This window comes from Shewanella sp. Choline-02u-19, assembly GCF_002836205.1.
Classification (GTDB): Bacteria; Pseudomonadota; Gammaproteobacteria; order Enterobacterales; family Shewanellaceae; genus Shewanella.
Window position 1 is genome coordinate 764267 of sequence record NZ_PJBE01000013.1, and the last position, 15765, is coordinate 780031.

At 40.8% G+C, this 15765-nt stretch carries 17 protein-coding genes; 12 read left to right on the plus strand and 5 right to left on the minus strand.

What is annotated here, in order from left to right:
- The first annotated feature begins 74 nt into the window (after window positions 1–74).
- The 4 genes from CXF83_RS10090 to CXF83_RS10105 all read left to right on the plus strand — a co-directional run bounded on the left by CXF83_RS10090 (window position 75) and on the right by CXF83_RS10105 (window position 4395).
- A complete protein-coding gene (locus CXF83_RS10090; RefSeq protein ID WP_101089639.1) occupies window positions 75–1028 on the plus strand; it encodes a Gfo/Idh/MocA family oxidoreductase in 954 nt (317 codons plus the stop codon).
- Between the two features lie 127 nt (window positions 1029–1155).
- Entirely contained in the window at window positions 1156–1554 is a 399-nt protein-coding gene (locus CXF83_RS10095; RefSeq protein ID WP_157822880.1) for a hypothetical protein, read from the plus strand.
- Window positions 1545–1811 carry a pentapeptide repeat-containing protein gene (locus CXF83_RS10100; protein ID WP_101089641.1) on the plus strand — a complete coding sequence of 89 codons (267 nt, stop codon included), beginning with the start codon at window positions 1545–1547 and terminating at the stop codon, window positions 1809–1811. Before CXF83_RS10095 ends, CXF83_RS10100 begins: the two co-directional genes overlap by 10 nt.
- A 1165-nt stretch (window positions 1812–2976) precedes the next feature.
- Window positions 2977–4395, plus strand: coding sequence for a hypothetical protein (locus CXF83_RS10105; protein WP_157822881.1), 1419 nt, complete (start codon window positions 2977–2979; stop codon window positions 4393–4395).
- Window positions 4396–4512: 117 nt separating this feature from the next.
- Here CXF83_RS10105 and CXF83_RS22505 read toward each other — a convergent pair whose 3' ends face one another.
- Window positions 4513–4662 carry a hypothetical protein gene (locus CXF83_RS22505; RefSeq protein WP_157822882.1) on the minus strand — a complete coding sequence of 50 codons (150 nt, stop codon included), beginning with the start codon at window positions 4660–4662 and terminating at the stop codon, window positions 4513–4515.
- Between the two features lie 189 nt (window positions 4663–4851).
- Between CXF83_RS22505 and CXF83_RS10110 the strand changes: the two genes are divergently transcribed.
- From CXF83_RS10110 to CXF83_RS10125, 4 genes are all read left to right on the plus strand, one after another.
- Window positions 4852–5769, plus strand: coding sequence for a M14 family metallopeptidase (locus tag CXF83_RS10110; protein WP_101089643.1), 918 nt, complete (start codon window positions 4852–4854; stop codon window positions 5767–5769).
- A 378-nt stretch (window positions 5770–6147) separates the two neighbouring features.
- The gene (locus tag CXF83_RS10115; protein WP_101089644.1) at window positions 6148–7011 is read left to right on the plus strand and encodes a hypothetical protein; all 864 of its coding nucleotides are present in this window, start codon (window positions 6148–6150) and stop codon (window positions 7009–7011) included.
- 9 nt (window positions 7012–7020) lie between these two features.
- A complete protein-coding gene (locus CXF83_RS10120) occupies window positions 7021–8313 on the plus strand; it encodes a DUF4785 domain-containing protein (RefSeq protein ID WP_101089645.1) in 1293 nt (430 codons plus the stop codon).
- Between the two features lie 526 nt (window positions 8314–8839).
- Window positions 8840–9589, plus strand: coding sequence for a toxin-antitoxin system YwqK family antitoxin (locus CXF83_RS10125; protein ID WP_101089646.1), 750 nt, complete (start codon window positions 8840–8842; stop codon window positions 9587–9589).
- A gap of 104 nt (window positions 9590–9693) precedes the next feature.
- Here the strand turns inward: CXF83_RS10125 and CXF83_RS10130 are convergent, their stop codons facing one another.
- Entirely contained in the window at window positions 9694–10578 is an 885-nt protein-coding gene (locus tag CXF83_RS10130; RefSeq protein ID WP_101089647.1) for a LysR family transcriptional regulator, read from the minus strand.
- A gap of 172 nt (window positions 10579–10750) precedes the next feature.
- On the opposite strand from CXF83_RS10130, the gene CXF83_RS10135 reads away from it, so the two are divergent.
- Both CXF83_RS10135 and CXF83_RS10140 read left to right on the plus strand, forming a co-directional pair.
- Window positions 10751–11056 carry a monooxygenase gene (locus tag CXF83_RS10135; protein ID WP_101089648.1) on the plus strand — a complete coding sequence of 102 codons (306 nt, stop codon included), beginning with the start codon at window positions 10751–10753 and terminating at the stop codon, window positions 11054–11056.
- 18 nt (window positions 11057–11074) lie between these two features.
- Window positions 11075–11458 carry a hypothetical protein gene (locus tag CXF83_RS10140; protein WP_232775089.1) on the plus strand — a complete coding sequence of 128 codons (384 nt, stop codon included), beginning with the start codon at window positions 11075–11077 and terminating at the stop codon, window positions 11456–11458.
- A gap of 48 nt (window positions 11459–11506) precedes the next feature.
- Here CXF83_RS10140 and CXF83_RS10145 read toward each other — a convergent pair whose 3' ends face one another.
- Window positions 11507–12064: a VOC family protein gene (locus CXF83_RS10145; protein WP_101089649.1), complete on the minus strand. Its 558-nt coding sequence runs from the start codon at window positions 12062–12064 to the stop codon at window positions 11507–11509.
- A 78-nt stretch (window positions 12065–12142) separates the two neighbouring features.
- Window positions 12143–12625, minus strand: a complete 483-nt coding sequence (locus tag CXF83_RS10150; RefSeq protein ID WP_232775184.1) for a L,D-transpeptidase family protein — start codon at window positions 12623–12625, stop codon at window positions 12143–12145.
- A gap of 230 nt (window positions 12626–12855) precedes the next feature.
- On the opposite strand from CXF83_RS10150, the gene CXF83_RS10155 reads away from it, so the two are divergent.
- Window positions 12856–13689, plus strand: coding sequence for an ion transporter (locus CXF83_RS10155; protein WP_101089651.1), 834 nt, complete (start codon window positions 12856–12858; stop codon window positions 13687–13689).
- A gap of 96 nt (window positions 13690–13785) precedes the next feature.
- A complete protein-coding gene (locus CXF83_RS10160) occupies window positions 13786–15315 on the plus strand; it encodes an MATE family efflux transporter (protein WP_101089652.1) in 1530 nt (509 codons plus the stop codon).
- A gap of 20 nt (window positions 15316–15335) precedes the next feature.
- On the opposite strand, the gene CXF83_RS10165 is transcribed toward CXF83_RS10160, so the two are convergent.
- Entirely contained in the window at window positions 15336–15551 is a 216-nt protein-coding gene (locus CXF83_RS10165; RefSeq protein WP_101089653.1) for a DUF2986 domain-containing protein, read from the minus strand.
- Between the last annotated feature and the right edge of the window lie 214 nt (window positions 15552–15765).

Here is a 15765-nt window from a genome sequence, read left to right on the forward strand (position 1 = left end):
GTGACCTCTTAATGCTAACAGCAGGTAACACGTCAGCGGCAGCCTAAAAACTAAATAACATCAAGGATGAACAAATGAATGTACTGGTATGTGGTACTAATTATGGCGCAACCTATATTCGCGCGTTGGCAACACAACCGCAAAACCTTACTTTGGCGGGAATATTATCTACGGGCAGCAAACGTTCAATTGAGTATGCGCAGCAAATGCAGGTACCGCATTTTACCCAAATAGAACAGATCCCGTCAGGCAGCATTGATATCGCTTGTATCGCGGTGTCCGGTGAGGCTGGGCAAAATTTGACCGCGCAGTGCCTTAATAAAGGCATTCATGTTTTGTGTGAACACCCTGTGGGCGAAGAGTTTGTGCGTTACGCGCTTAGTTTAGCGGCGCAAAAAGGCTGCCGTTTTCATGTTAATGCTCATTTTGCTGATCTTACTGCACCGCAAGCATTTTACAGTGCGATGGCAATAGCTATGCAGCAAGGTACTTGTCTACATTTCGACTTGAATGTTAATTTACGCACGTTATATTCTGGATTGGATTTGTTGGGAAGGGCTATTGGCTCATTGGCTAATATTGAACTCCAATCAGCACCACAAACAGCAGGCCAAGTAAGACAATTATTTGAAACTATATTACTGAAGGGCCCTGAGTTATCGGTATCAATCTTATGCCAAAACTTTGCGTCAGAGCATGATGATGGAAGTGCTACATTACTTAATCATCGTGTCAGCGCGACCTTTGTTCATGGTAATTTGTTACTTTGTGAAACCGCGGGGCCGGTTTATTGGTTCCCATCACCGGTTTCAATGCCTGCAGAGTCATGGCGCAGTTATCTACCTGTTCAAGTCGAGGCTAGCGATCAGTACCAGTTAATGCAGCAGCGAGATAATGCCAATATTACGGCATTAAATAAACTCATTGTCAGTATTGCAGAGCCCAGCGCTATAATTGAGCAGCAGCCTGAATACTTGCTGGGATTGTCGAGTTTATGGGGAAAAACAATGGCATTTTTACAGAAATAACGCCTCTGATTAGATGTTACTTTTGATGGTGTTCCTAACCTTTTTACGTCGTACTTTAACGGGTCATTTTTGATTTATAAGTATAAATAAGTTGGTCGGTGATTTGTAGATTATGTTGAAAGTCTGGATGGAAAAAGACTGGGATAGAATGCTAGAGATTGTATTAGTTCCATTTACTTTACTTGGGCTAAGTGTGTGGATAGAAGCTGAAATATCGTCTTGGCAGGAAGATATTGCAGTTACACAAATGGTAGACAGTTATTTTGATGGCATTACAGACATATTATCTTCAGAAGGAGCTGAATTATCTCACTATGCGGCTATTGCTCGTAGTCGAGCCCTATTTTTTAGGTTGCAAGAGCTGGAACGGAAAGAGGAAATGATTAACGTACTGCGCTATCTTTCGGAGGCAAGTCCCGATATTTTACGTGGCAGTCCATTTGAACAGGATCAGCAAGCCTCTCAGTACTATATTGATTTTAGTTATTCAATCTATCCAGTAGCGATATTCAAATTATGGAACTAGAAGATATGATTTTTATATCTTCAAACTTTGAGCAATCATCATTTTATAATTTTCCATGTGAAGCATGTAGTTTCACTGCATCATCATTTCGTAACGCTGATTTTTTAATGGTTAGTTTAGCAGGAAGTGACCTTACTGATGTTTATTTTACAGGGAGTAATATAGGTGAGGTGGATTTAGAAGGAGCCATTCTTGATTATGCTAAATGGAGCGATGGAAGAGTGTGCGTAAAAGGTTCTATCGGTATATGTAAATAACACATTAGCTAATGAATAAGGATAAGACGCGTGCTGTCGCATCCTTATTCATTGACAACGAGCTCCTTTAATATCCAGTTGTCCATCAAGAATACGTTCGGTTTGCAGTGATGAAGAGGGTTGCCTTACTTTAGTCTGTATGGCCATTATAACTATGGGCAAGTACTTAATTTATCTAATATAAGTGCGTTGTATTTACTCTAATCCGTACACATTGGATTAGTGGCGGTTGCGTTATTCATTTCGTGATTCGGTATTTAACATAGGCATAGATGGATTGCATCTCTGACCTAATAAAAACGATAAGCATATGTGCCGCTGACCGTTTTATGCTCATTTAAACTATACGTTTATTACTTAAATTTAAAGGTAAATTAACAGTATTGACTTGACTGAAGTACCTGGGTAAGACCTTTTGATTGCTGCCATTGTAGATAAAGTTTCACCACTAATAGATCATCTTTTTTAGTGGGGCAGTTGTTTTTGTAAACCCGCGTAACTCGATTATTTCATCATTCTGAAAGAAAAATAAAATACCTGATGACAAGCTAACAGAGCTAACAGAGCTAACAGAGCTAACAGAGCTAACAGAGCTAACAGAGCTAACTCTGAGTTTGTATACTTTACCTTTATAGCTCCATATTTTATTTTTTAATAACTTTAAGCTTGGGACGATACTTTACAATCCAACTTGTTGGCGTAACGTTAATTTGTATAATACTTTTTTCATTATATTCAGGACAAGAATTTAAATGGTTATTAATATCAGATGATGACGGTGAGATATAAAAACTTTTACGGACATAATATAAACCTATACAAGAATTTAAAGATAGTAGCTATTATATATCAGCATTAAGTTACATGTTTAAGTAGCAGGGCATGAATTGCTTATGACGTTGTTTATAAAATCTTCCCTCACCGCTGTATTGATTCTGGTGGCGTTTGCAGGTCTTCCATTCCCTTGAATCGTAGGCTTTTAGACTGTTGCATCTATTGCTGCATGTGTCACGGAGCCTCAATGGATCGAAAAAGGAAAGACAAATTTAACTATCGACATGTTTATGAAGCTCGATAATATTAATTTATCTAATTAAATAAATTGAACTTTATCTTTTATTATATAGAATATGTACTTATTCTTTGTAACAATGGACTGTGCACAATGATAAGGAAACCCCTCAAAATAAGCCTATTTTTCATGACTTTATTGGCCTCAGTAACGAATATCCAAGCTGCTGAATTAGCTATTATCTCCGATTACAAACCCAACTGTATTGTTGATATATTAGCGCCTATATCACTCACAGTGAATACACCAAAATACCAGGATTTAGGACCGCCTGAGGAAAGTACAGCTTTTGCACTTATACTTCAACAATTACGTGAAGAAGCCACTGCACAAGGTGCTGACATAGTATTATTAACTAATGTCAAAAATAAAAAGATCACAATAGCAAAAAGAAAAACAAGTAAATCTAGCTTAATAATACACATTGAAGCGCAGTTATACACCGTATGTGAAGCCGATAAATCTTTTAGTCATGAGCGAACCGCTTATACGGCTGATGGTTACGAACTACAAACAATGAGCTACCAATATACAATCTCCCCCAATGTTATAAAGCCAACAGAACCGATAGTGGTTGCCAATAATATGGTTTTACCAGCTGCTAATATCTCTTTTGCAACGGGTGTGTATGACATAAAGTTGGGAGCGAGCACAGCCCAAACAGCCGAAAAGTTGGGTCCTCCAAGTATAACTCTCACACTTTTAAACCACGAACAAATATGGGGCTACGGACGTAACCTTTGGTTTACTTATTCAGCTGATAGGTTGAAATCTGTTAGCTCAGAGCTTTCGTTATTAAATAGTGCAGGCCAAAATAGTATCGGCTATAGAGATGGTTTTGATGATATTGAGTGGCAACTAGAGGGGATCATCGCTGCGCACAATAGCCCAATTGAGCAAGTAAGAGATTCGCTCTCGCAGTACGATATTAAAGAGAGTTCAGATCAAATAGTTATTACTCAAAAGCAACAACGCCTTATATTACAATTTGATGATTTTCACCCTACAACAAAAGACAAACCAGTGACTTTACTCACTCACTTCACGTTAACGGATAATGAATATGAGGCGAAAAAGCAAGCACTTCCTCAATTGACATCGGAACAAGAGCAATGGCTGTATAAGCACTTGCAACCTAATAATGTAGAGCTGATGACGCTACCAAACTTGCTTAAGCAGATCCCGCAAACCAATAAAATAAATATAGCGAGTGATGAGAAGCAGTGGTGGCTAGTCGGTAATCATGTTCTTTTACAATTTGATGATATTGAGCTCAGCCAAGCTCATATTAGTGAACCGTTTTTTACAGACAGTAAAAGCGATTCATTTTCATTGTCTGTAAAATCGCTGCAACTGCCTCAGGATAAACAAGGAATGTTAGCTTTATATGAAGACGCTATCGATAACAATGATGCAATTGATATCTTGCGGGAACATTTTAACCTCATCGCAAAATTTGAGTCAGAGGAAGATGATGCGGTAATTTATGATTTGTTTTTTACTTATTATTGACCCTCATTGAATTCAATAGTCGATCCCGTATTCAGCGGTTCAGTTACAACATCAGTTAACAGAAAAGCGCCCTTGCAATGGCGCTTTTTCATTAATACGTTTAGTTAAAAATGCGTGTTACTCAACTAAAGGCTCAGCTTTGTAATACCAATTAAGCAGTGCATGGTTAACGTCGCGGTGCTTCGCAACGTCAGAGCAAGGAGAGGACTGTTCGTCGATATCAAAAACGGCCAGTTCGCCATGCCTAGCTCTCACCATAACGTTCATGCCTTTGCTTCCACAATAGTCTGTAAACTAGCGCTCAGCTGCATAATTCTTTTGCAATCACATTAATGCCTTGAATAAATTAAATGATGATTGAAATTCAAAGGGGTGATGTTTATGCTTCGCAGCTCTCAATACAATATAAAGACCTTAAAAAATTAATGTATTGTCGCGCAAATAAAAGGAAAATTAATGAACTCTTCACAACACTACCCTATAGGCTCAACCGGACAGAAATGGAGCGATGCTGATAAGTTAGCTTGGCTTGCTATGCAGTCAGTAAAGCGCTCATATCAAGAGCAAGTACTGAGTAAAGTGCTGGCACTAGGGGAACAATTCACCCTAGAGCAATATGGTGCGCTGTCGTGTGATGAGGCTAAATATCCTTTGTATGCGCTAAAGAGTCATAACTGGCAGCCGACAAAACCGATTATTTTGGTCACCGGCGGCGTACATGGTTACGAGACGAGCGGTGTGCAAGGGGCTATTCGTTTTATGGAGACAAAAGCGCAAGCTTACGCTGAACATTTTAATATCGTACTCATTCCCTGTGTTAGCCCTTGGGGTTACGAGACTATTAACCGCTGGAACCCAGGTGCTATAGATCCAAATCGCTCATTTTATCAAGACAGCCCAGCAGAAGAGTCTGCGGCTGTACTGAACTACTTGGCATCAATTAATGCAGACATTTTTGCTCATATTGATTTGCATGAAACGACAGATACTGATAATAGCGAGTTTAGACCGGCGTTAGCCGCACGAGATGCCGTAGTGCATGATAATTGGAGTATCCCTGATGGGTTTTATCTCGTTGGTGACACCATTAACCCACAACCTGCTTTTCAAAAGGCGATGATTGCTGCAGTCGAACAAGTGACTCATATTGCTCCTGCTGATGACAGTGGCAAGCTGATTGGTGTTAAACTGGCACAGTTTGGTGTAATTAATTATGCCACCAAGGCATTGGGGCTGTGTGCTGGCTTAAGCGGTGCAACATATGTATCAACGACAGAAGTGTACCCAGATAGTCCACTGGTGGATGACGAGAAGTGTATTATCGCTCAGGTTGCGGCGATCACCGGTGGTTTGGATTATTTGTTGACACTTTAACTACCATCGCCCCATTGTGATAATGGGGCGAATTTGATCTCTATTAAATGCCTATATATATAAATTACAGAGGGGAAAGTGTTGTTTTTGTTCCAGAAACGATATTAGTCACTGCATATGTAATCTACTTTAAAATAATTCACATTCAATTCTAACGTCAATTCAAACAGAGAACCCACTAATTAAGCGCCTACTAAAGCTAGGAGGCTGCACTTCATGTTTTGTTTAAAACATTCATTTCTAAATCATCAAGTTAACTAGTACTTCCGTACCTGAAGTTTTTCTTGATACCTTAATTTCTAGTCGTTAGGTTGGCTAAAGAGGTCAGATGTCTGACCTCGTAAAAGACTATTCAGACAATAACAATAGAGATAAAAAATGAAGATCTTTAATCAATTCACCTTAACCTTACTGGTGTTGGTCGCTATCAGCCCCTTTGCACATAGTGCAACAGGGATCGCATTTATACATGGAACCGGACATCAAACTGATGCTCTTTCTGATTATTGGAGTCGAGAATTTGTCGATACCGTTAGGCAGGGGATAACTGAACCGGACAATTATGTTGTTGTAAATTGTGATTTTGACCAATACATGTGGCAAGAATCTGCGGCTGGTTGCTTAGCAGAACAGTTGTCGAGCTTTATCAACACTAAACAGATCGATTCGCTGACGATGATCACCCACTCTAATGGTGGCAATGTTGTGCGTTGGATTCTTTCAAATCCAACTTGGGACAGTCGTTATCCCAAGATTATTAATGTTACCGAGCGCGTGGTGGCACTCGCTCCCTCAAGTGGAGGTACGCCATTGGCGGATGCGGTAAATCAAGGCAATGTTTTTGAAACCTCTCTAGGTTGGTTGTTAGGTTATGGCAGTGATGCAGTCAAGCAGCAACAAGTTAGTTGGATGCAGTACTACAACAACACTTGGTTGCATGGAACCTCAGGACGACCTAGTTTAAGTCGCCCCTTTGAGGTGGTGGTTGGTTCTGATGTAGATTCTGCTATTTGGGATGGTGACAGTTATTGTGCTGGCTACCAGTATCAAGTTGCATTAGAAACGACTCAAAACTGGTTGGATGATTGCTCTGATGGCTTTTTAGAATGTAGCTCTCAAAGTGCCGCTGGAACGGTTTGGTTTACTGACAAACAACGCACAGCAGGAAAAGAGCCGTTAAGCCACCAACAAAGTCGACGTGCTTGTTTTAACCTTCATCGTCTAATTCGCGATCATATATAGGAGCCACCAATGAATATATTAACAAGTGCTTTGGTGACAATCACCGCAGGGGTTCTTTTTGCCGGCTGTCAGAGTGATGAACCGCAAGCCACAGAGTCAAAGCAGAGTATGGAAGTAAGTACTAAGCTGTTTACGCTCGCTACGCCACAAGTAGGAGATCTTATTATTGGCGAGGTTCAGAGCCCAGTTTTAGATGCAATCAATAGTAGCCGGGATTCAATTAGTTTCGTTAACGTCAATCCTAGTGAGCAAGCGTTACTATTACCCTCGTCGACTTCCAGTAGTCAAAGTGATGAGTTTTGGATGACGGTGTCGGGGGCAGAACTCAATAAAGGGGTTAAACTAGCCATAAGCCAGCCGTCAAGCATTATCAGAGTTGCCCCAAGAGCGGATAATCGCTCTGGAAGTATCATTAAAAGCCAGTCGATATCACCAGAGCAGATTCAGCTACAAAAAGTGGGTGCTAAAACTGACAAGTCTGTATCGTATATCAAGTCATTAACGGATGCAGATGCATTGGCTACTGCAGGGCTAGATGATAATTCAAGTGCACTCACATTATCAAAAAATGCCACAGCTGGGATATATAAGCTAAGGGTAGTGCAATCGCTTGATCAAGGTGGCCAATATTTAGTGAATGTGAAAGAGAAGGGATCTCCCTATCAGCTAACGTTATCGAGTATTAACCGTGTAGCAAGTGACGTATCAAGTATGCCGCTGTCTCTTAGTTTAAGTAATAGCCAGTCGGAGCTACAGCCGCAAGCAAGTTTGAAGCATGCAGATGGAAAAATTCAGACTTTAGATTTGAAGCTGGTCAATGGTCAATGGCAGGCTAAGTTACCGACAGCATCTAAGATGCCAGAGAGTAATTTAGGCTTGAGTGAAATCCAAGTAAACATTCAAACCCAAGTGAATGGCCAAGCCGTTTTTAGAACGGTAAAAACGGCTTTTAAGCAATTTGTACCGACGGCGAAGCTCAATAGCTCTGTAGAAAGTCAGTGGCAAGATCAAGTGCCAAAGCTGTTGATATTTGATGTTGCAGTAGAGCACGAGGGCCGATTTGGTATAAATGCTGCACTGACAGGCACGGACGAACTTGGCAATGACAAGCTTATTCTGACGACGCAATCAGCCAATTGGTTAACCTCTAAGTCATCTCAAATAACCCTAAATCTTGATGCGAGTGTCATTAAGGCGTCGGGGTTAAAAGCACCTTTTAAGATAAAGTCGCTAGAACTTGTGGATCAAGGACAGATGGCGAGGTTGAGCTATCTGCAGCAAGCGCTAATAATGCGTCTATAAACAGTAAGTTATAGCGCTAGAGTTGAGATAAGGCGCGTTACATATACCTGAACGATTTCACCATATTCGTTTTCGAACTCCCGTAGGATAGCTGAACAAGGCTGTGATTGAGATGATGGTTATTCTCATTTCAATATCATTAATGCAGTACAGATATTCTACGGGAACTTACGACAGGTATGGCAAGATGTAATATACTTATTCATTATTAATCAAAAGGATAATAACATTTGGTGCTGTCACAGCTCGGCTCTCATTAACAACATATTGCGGAACCATATCTATATTGGACATTGCTTGCCCATTCGAGCTTAGATAACAATAACGGCTTTACTGTCGTAAGCAGTGAACTCTCGTATTCTTAGCCTGTATTGCATTGTACTCGATGATACTGAGGTGTTTTTTTTTGATAAAGAGATTGGTATTATTATCTGTTAAATAGAATCTCTTGAATGCTATGGAGATGTTACTTAATAAAACAGCAATGTAATTCAAAGGTTTACCCCTTAATAATGGAATGAGGATTATGATGAAGTATCTTTTAGTGCCCCTTTTATGTTTGAGCTTTAGTGCATCGGCGCTCAATGTAGATAGTATCGATATTCGCGCTGGAATGGTTTACCAAGAAAACACGGATATGTTGCTTACAGGCACTTATAATCAAAAACGTAGCAACGGAAAGCTTAAGAAAAAAGTTAATTATCGTAATGGTCTAAAATCTGGCTTGAGCACAAAGTATTACAGTAGTGGCACAGTTGAGACCGAATATAGCTATAAGGATGGTAATAAGAGTGGTGAATACCGTGCATTTTTTAAGAATGGTTATGCTGAGGAAATAGGGTATTACCGTGGTGATATAAAGCATGGTGAATTCACTCAGTATTCAAAAAAGTCGAGTGATTTAAAAGTAAGCCAGACTCACTATAGTGACGGCCACAAAAATGGCTTGAAACGTGAGTGGTATAAAAGTGGTGAGTTAAAAGAAGCTATTGGTTACCTCAATGATAAAAAAGATGGCGTAAAAGTTGAGTATGCTAACAATGGTTCATTAGAGAGCAAAACCGAATATAAGTTGGGTGAAAAGCAAGGGAAAGAGCAAGAGTGGTACAGCAACGGTAGCCTCAAAGAGGAAAAGAATTACTTACATGATGAGAAACATGGCACCGTAGTCAAATATTATGACAATGGCAAAAAGAAGAGCGAAGTTGAATACGAATATGGTAAAAAAGTGAGTAAGGTTGTTAAGTGGAAAAAAAATGGCCAACTGAAAGACTAACGCCGGTATTTTTTTATGAATAAAAAGGTCAGTTACTGCTGACCTTTTAGCTTTGTGTTGAGTTATTTCATAGGGAAATGGATAAAGTTCGGCAATAGTAATGTTTAAGATCTATGACTTGCAGAAGCAAGCATGAGTTGATACAACTCTTGAGCAGCGGGGCCTGTTTTAGCACCTTTAGGTAAAGTCAGGTGCAAGGGAACTTGGTATTGATTTGAATGCTCAACCCTAAGGATCTTTATATCATTATCATTATGTTTTTCGATTATGTGTCGAGGTAAACGGCAATAGCCTAAGCCTTGCTTTGTTGCTTGCCACGCATGATCAAAATTATCGACGGTAATGCGCTGGTTCGACTTTAGCCAGCCGACATCTTGCTTAGCGTGATGGCCTAAGTCTCGGATCACAATCTGCCTAGTGGCACTGAGATCTGCTAAACAGGGGTTAAGCTTCTCGGCTAACGGGTGGCTTTTGGCCACAACGGGTAACATGCTAGCCATCCCAAATGTTTCTGACGGGTGGTTAGTTATAGGCAAAGTGATAATAGAAATATCGGCACTTTCGTTAGTGACCATCTCTTGTGTTTTTGACAATGATGTTTCTACCACTTGAATTGATGTTGTGTGGTTTTGCTTAAAGAATTCAGCCATCGGTGCGTATAGCCATCGGCGATCACATAGATGATCGATAGCAACTGTTAATTCTGACTCGGTCCCTTGGGCGAGTTGAGTACTTATCTCCTCAAGAGCTTTGGCTTGTTCAAGCATAGATTGCGCTCTTCGAAGCAATGATTTTCCATCATCAGTGAGTATAGACCTGCGTCCCTCTACTTTGAGTAACGGCACTCCCAATTGATCTTCTAGTTTTCTCACCGAATAAATTAACGTGGTATGGCTTTTATTCAATGTCGCCGCAGCCGCTTGAATGCTACCCGCTTTATCAATTTCAAATAATGTTAACCACTGATCTAAGGTTGTCTTTAATCTCATATGTCTAATTTGTCCACATTAACTGGCAGTATTATGAACTTTTATGTCCAATTTTTATAGGTATTATGACACCTCTCTTAAGGCGGAGAGGAGTAAAACTTCATTCATCTGAACTTGGAGCTATTACATCGCTCGCCAATTTTGCCATTAACTCGATCTTTGGAGATAAATTATGAACACATTATTACAAGTTGACTTTGATTATACAGGACCCTTTGGTGACGAAATGGCAGCAATGCTGACAGATCTTGCTGAGTCGATTAACAATGAAGCCGGCATGATCTGGAAAATCTGGACAGAAAACCAACAAGATAAACTTGGTGGTGGGATCTATTTGTTCGAAGATGAAATCACAGCCCGTGCTTATCTAGAAATGCATTCAGTTCGCTTAAATAAGATGGGTATTGAAAATATTAGAGGGCTGGTTTTAGCGGTAAATCCCTTACTTTCAAACATAAATAAAGGGCCTATTGCTTAGGCAATTAATAGAGAGAAGATGATGAATAACCGAACATTTTTAACCGTGAACGGCACGATTTATGTGATCTTTGCATTGGCTTTATTTTTTATTCCTGCTTTGATGTGGCCGATGTACGGGGTTGAAATAAATGACCGATATGCTTATTTCTTGTCTCAACATACGAGTATATTTCTAGGCGGTATAGCGGTGATTTGCTTATTACTAAGAGATATAGAAGTAGGCCAAACCGCTAATAAGCTATTTAAGGCACTGTTTATAACTAACCTGTTAGGGGTGATGATCACTGTCTATGCTGGAGTTTCGGGGATCTTTGTTGGTCTCGGCTGGAGCGACCCAGTGTTCTTTACATTGATGGCTATTTTGAGTTATTTACAGCTGGCGAAACAAAAGCCACACTAATAAAGTAACGTAAAAACAGCAACCTAAAAGATTGCTGTTTTTATAATACTAGGCTTCAGACGCTATCACCGCTTTTATTCCGTGGGGGTGAACCTTTACGCACAGACCATTCTTCTTAAAGGCGATAGTAGGGTTAGCGAGTCGCTCTTTATCGCCCTTTGGCGAACTCTGCTTCACCTTAATATCGGTTGTACCGGCAATGATAGGCGCAATTGTTGGCACGGCACTAACGAGCTGTTGGCTTAACGACTCACAATCAATGGCATCGCACTTAAATACCAGCTCGACATGTTCCCAACCCTGTTGTGGGTATGTTTTTTCACCAGGGTAAGGCAGTTCAACACAATGGATCTCTATATCATTTAGCATGAGTGGTACATCAAGCTCAATAATCAAAATGGGCCTGCCATTGATCATGTTGTCAGAGATGATATTACCGTGTTTTGAAAATTGATTTAGTAGCTCATTCGCTGTGCCTGTGGTATTGACGCGTAAAGCGCTGTGGTCGCACTCTAGATTAAGTGTGTCTAGTCCCAGTTCACCGATAAAGGCGGTAATTGATTGGCTGAAGCTCGGCCAACTTTGGCTTAATTGCTCGTATGTCATAACAAAGGTTTCCTGATAAACGCCTGACTGAGTCGATGAAAGATAATTATTCAGCCTTGTAGGCTTAACAAATAACGGCTAAGGCCAGATTTCGATTGGAGTACCCGCGTCAATCGCACGCCATAACTCATCCATTTCAGCATTGGTCACAGCGATGCAGCCATCGGTCCAATTGTAATTTTGTGCCTCTTTTGGACTCAGGTTTGAATGGGGGTTCTCACCATGGATCATTATCTGTCCTCCTGGCTGAATTCCTAAAGCATCAGCGCGTAATTTGTCTTCATCATTAGGGTAGGAGATATGAATTGAACGATAGTAGGCGCTGTCTGACTTTTTGTAATCGAGTAAATAACGGCCTTCAGGGGTGCGTTGATCGCCTTCGGTCAGTTTATGTCCTACGGGGTTATCGCCCATTGCTATTCGATAGGATTTGAAAATCTTGCCTTGGCTTAATAATGATAAGCTTGCTGTTGATTTGGTGACGACGACTAAATCGGCTTTGTCGCTAGCGAATGAGAGGCTTGGAATTAGGCTACACAACAGCAGTGTTACTTTAAGCATGGAAAAACAGATAAAACGCATGTACAACCCTGAGCATAACGCCCTTAGCTTGTGAATATATGACTTATGTTACCTCAAAAACCTTGATTGTTGATGTATACGGATAAGATTATTTTTGAGCTCTTGCGGTTTGCGTGTCACACTATTCGTATCATCTATTTTAATGCCTTGATAATTCGGTTTAAGTCGAATGAGTTTAGAGCAATGTATAGCAAGGAACAGCGGTCAAAATGGTAAATGAAACGGATTCAGAAAGCTTATTTAAGCTTAAACTTCGTCGAATAATTTTTGGAACTGATACCCCCGCAGGCCGCTTTTTCGATATCAGTTTAATCGTCTGTATTATCCTTAGCGTGATGTTGGTTTTTCTTGATACCGTTGGACATATCCATCAAAAATATGGCGAGATAATTATTGTCTTAGAGTGGGGCTTTACCCTCATTTTTACAGTGGAATATTTACTGCGTTTATATTGTTCAGCCAGTCCGCTAAGTTACGCTAAAAGCTTTTATGGGGTAGTGGACCTGTTATCTATACTACCGACTTACTTAGCGTTAGTATTCCCTGGTGCCAATTTTACTATGGTGATCAGAGTCTTAAGGTTATTTAGAATATTTAGAGTATTCAAGCTTTTACGCTATTTAAGTGAAGGTAATATACTGTTACGAGCAATGATACAATCGAGCCGTAAAGTCTTTCTGTTTTTCTTCTCAGTCAGTTTAATCGTCGTGGTGTTAAGTTCAATCATGTATGTTGTTGAAGGCCCCAATAATGGCTTTACTTCAATTCCAAAATCTATCTACTGGACCATCGTCACCATTACCACGGTTGGCTATGGCGACATTACCCCAGGTACTAACTTAGGGCAGGCAATTGCCGCATTTACGATGCTGTTGGGTTACTCCATTATTGCTATTCCTACGGGTATTCTCACCGCGGAGATCTCTCAAGAGATAGGGAGAAGTAAAGATTTACGCCGTTGCAGTAATTGTTTGAAAGTGGGGCACGACAACAGTGCATTGTATTGTGATAAGTGTGGTAGCGAACTTGAAACGGATATTTAGCGTTGTTTGAGTGAAGCGAGTTCAGCCAATACACATAAATAAAGCTGCCCCCGAGATTAAAGATGCATCTAAATTAGCCACAGGCTAAGAGGTTTTATGGCAGTAGCCAAGTTTGTACAAGGATCGATTCTGCGGCATATTTTGACGATGAGTTCAACGGCTGCCGTTGGCATATCTGCGCTGTTTGTGGTCGATTTGCTGGATATGTTTTTCTTGAGTTTATTGGGTGAACAAGAGCTTGCCGCCGCCGTGGGCTATGCAGGCACCATTTCATTTTTTACGACCTCTATTGGTATCGGGTTATCCATTGCTCTGGGCGCTCTAGTGTCACGCTCTATTGGCGCTAAAGAGATGAAAAAGGCCAAGCGTTTGTTACTTAATAGCGCAGTGGTCACTTTGTTGATCAGCATCGTCGTGGCTATCAGTGTCTTTCTTTTTATTCCCGAGCTGCTGAGCCTTGTGGGCGCAACCGGTAAAACCGCGGAACTAGCAGCTGATTACCTCTATATATTAGTGCCTTCATTACCGCTAATTTGCTTGGCAATGGCGCTAGGTAGCGCCTTAAGAGCCGTTGGTGATGCAAAATTATCGATGATATCAACGTTAGTCGGCGGTGGCGTTAACGCGATCTTTGACCCTATTTTTATCTTTATGTTTGCTATGGGAATAGAAGGTGCCGCAGTGGCTTCTGTTTTAGCCCGCTTGGCGGTACTCCTGGTGGCAGCAAGAGGGGTAATGGTTAAGCATAATTTATTTGGTCGCTTTAATAAGGAGCATTTTATTGCCGACTTAAAGCCTATTTTTGCGATAGCGGGACCCGCAATGCTCACCAACGTTGCAACACCAATTGGTAATGCTGTTGTGACACGTGCGATTGCTGATTTTGGTGACAGTTATGTTGCGGGTTGGGCGGTATTAGGCAGGTTAATACCGGTTTCATTCGGGATGATTTTTGCCTTATCGGGTGCTGTGGGACCGATTGTAGGACAAAATTATGGTGCTCATGAGTTTGGACGGGTGAAGGAGTCATTGACCCGTGCGATTCAGTTCTGTAGCGCCTATGTCGTGGTGGTCTCAGTATTGCTATTTTTAAGCCGTAATCAAATCGTCAACGTGTTCGACATGAAAGGTGATGCCGCAGAATTGATTTTATTCTTTTGTAGTTATATTGCGATATTTTTCATTTTTTCGGGGGTATTGTTTGTCGCAAACGCTTCATTTAATAACTTAGGTAAAGCTAAGTATTCGACGTTATTTAATGTTGGTAAAGCAACGATTGGGACTATCCCATTTGTGTATTTCGGGGCTAAGTGGGGTGGAGTTTACGGAGTACTTGTGGGCCAAGCTATAGGCTCGATTATCTTTGGTGTGCTTGGTGTGTTAATGGCTTATCGTTTAGTGGATAAAGTAAGAGGTCTTACCGAAGGACAGACTAAAACGAGTGGCGTGCCGCAGACTGCTGAAGTGATAAGTGAGTTTGATGAGGAATTAAGTTTAAGTAGCCAAAGTCCGTTGTCTTCTTCATGTGCAAATATGGCAATGGTGACAGAAGAGCAGGATTGTGAAGCAAGTAATGAAATCGCTGAGCTTATTGGTGTGAAAGGCAAGGGCCCATCAACCAAGTAAGCTCAATAACACAAAACTAATTAGCTGGTTGGTGTGGCATCCGTTTCACTAGTATCGATAGATACTTCAGTCGCGGTAGCGCTCTGTGCTGCTAATTCTTCAGCTTCAAGCTTAGCTAAATTCTCAGCACGTTCAGCCTTAGATACGTATTTTTTGATCGTAGGAGGAGTGTGCTTATTTAAACGAGCCTTGGCACGCTTCGCCGTCATTTTGATCATTTTCTGTTTTTTGTTCATGTGTTCTCTACGATACGTCAATCTAAGACAATTTTAGCGCATTGTGCGCCAAGCTTGAAATCGGAAGCGGATTTTACCCTAAAGCTGACCGCTACGCCACAGTACCAACCTCAATTCCTTAAGTATGTCGTTAATTTGTAGATATTCAAACAGACAAATATGTGCTTAAAATGGCTCGCTAATACAGTTAGGGATATTTTTTAGCGGATAAAAG

What these genes read in the sequence shown, in the direction of transcription:
- CXF83_RS22505 (WP_157822882.1), bottom strand. Translation starts at nt 4,662, where the DNA reads ATGAACGTTATGGTGAGAGCTAGGCATGGCGAACTGGCCGTTTTTGAT.
- CXF83_RS10125 (WP_101089646.1), top strand. Translation starts at nt 8,840, where the DNA reads ATGATGAAGTATCTTTTAGTGCCCCTTTTATGTTTGAGCTTTAGTGCA.
- CXF83_RS10120 (WP_101089645.1), top strand. Translation starts at nt 7,021, where the DNA reads ATGAATATATTAACAAGTGCTTTGGTGACAATCACCGCAGGGGTTCTT.
- CXF83_RS10160 (WP_101089652.1), top strand. Translation starts at nt 13,786, where the DNA reads ATGGCAGTAGCCAAGTTTGTACAAGGATCGATTCTGCGGCATATTTTG.
- CXF83_RS10150 (WP_232775184.1), bottom strand. Translation starts at nt 12,625, where the DNA reads ATGCTTAAAGTAACACTGCTGTTGTGTAGCCTAATTCCAAGCCTCTCA.
- CXF83_RS10100 (WP_101089641.1), top strand. Translation starts at nt 1,545, where the DNA reads ATGGAACTAGAAGATATGATTTTTATATCTTCAAACTTTGAGCAATCA.
- CXF83_RS10110 (WP_101089643.1), top strand. Translation starts at nt 4,852, where the DNA reads ATGAACTCTTCACAACACTACCCTATAGGCTCAACCGGACAGAAATGG.
- CXF83_RS10165 (WP_101089653.1), bottom strand. Translation starts at nt 15,551, where the DNA reads ATGAACAAAAAACAGAAAATGATCAAAATGACGGCGAAGCGTGCCAAG.
- CXF83_RS10090 (WP_101089639.1), top strand. Translation starts at nt 75, where the DNA reads ATGAATGTACTGGTATGTGGTACTAATTATGGCGCAACCTATATTCGC.
- CXF83_RS10130 (WP_101089647.1), bottom strand. Translation starts at nt 10,578, where the DNA reads ATGAGATTAAAGACAACCTTAGATCAGTGGTTAACATTATTTGAAATT.
- CXF83_RS10095 (WP_157822880.1), top strand. Translation starts at nt 1,156, where the DNA reads ATGGAAAAAGACTGGGATAGAATGCTAGAGATTGTATTAGTTCCATTT.
- CXF83_RS10145 (WP_101089649.1), bottom strand. Translation starts at nt 12,064, where the DNA reads ATGACATACGAGCAATTAAGCCAAAGTTGGCCGAGCTTCAGCCAATCA.
- CXF83_RS10105 (WP_157822881.1), top strand. Translation starts at nt 2,977, where the DNA reads ATGATAAGGAAACCCCTCAAAATAAGCCTATTTTTCATGACTTTATTG.
- CXF83_RS10115 (WP_101089644.1), top strand. Translation starts at nt 6,148, where the DNA reads ATGAAGATCTTTAATCAATTCACCTTAACCTTACTGGTGTTGGTCGCT.
- CXF83_RS10135 (WP_101089648.1), top strand. Translation starts at nt 10,751, where the DNA reads ATGAACACATTATTACAAGTTGACTTTGATTATACAGGACCCTTTGGT.
- CXF83_RS10140 (WP_232775089.1), top strand. Translation starts at nt 11,075, where the DNA reads ATGATGAATAACCGAACATTTTTAACCGTGAACGGCACGATTTATGTG.
- CXF83_RS10155 (WP_101089651.1), top strand. Translation starts at nt 12,856, where the DNA reads ATGGTAAATGAAACGGATTCAGAAAGCTTATTTAAGCTTAAACTTCGT.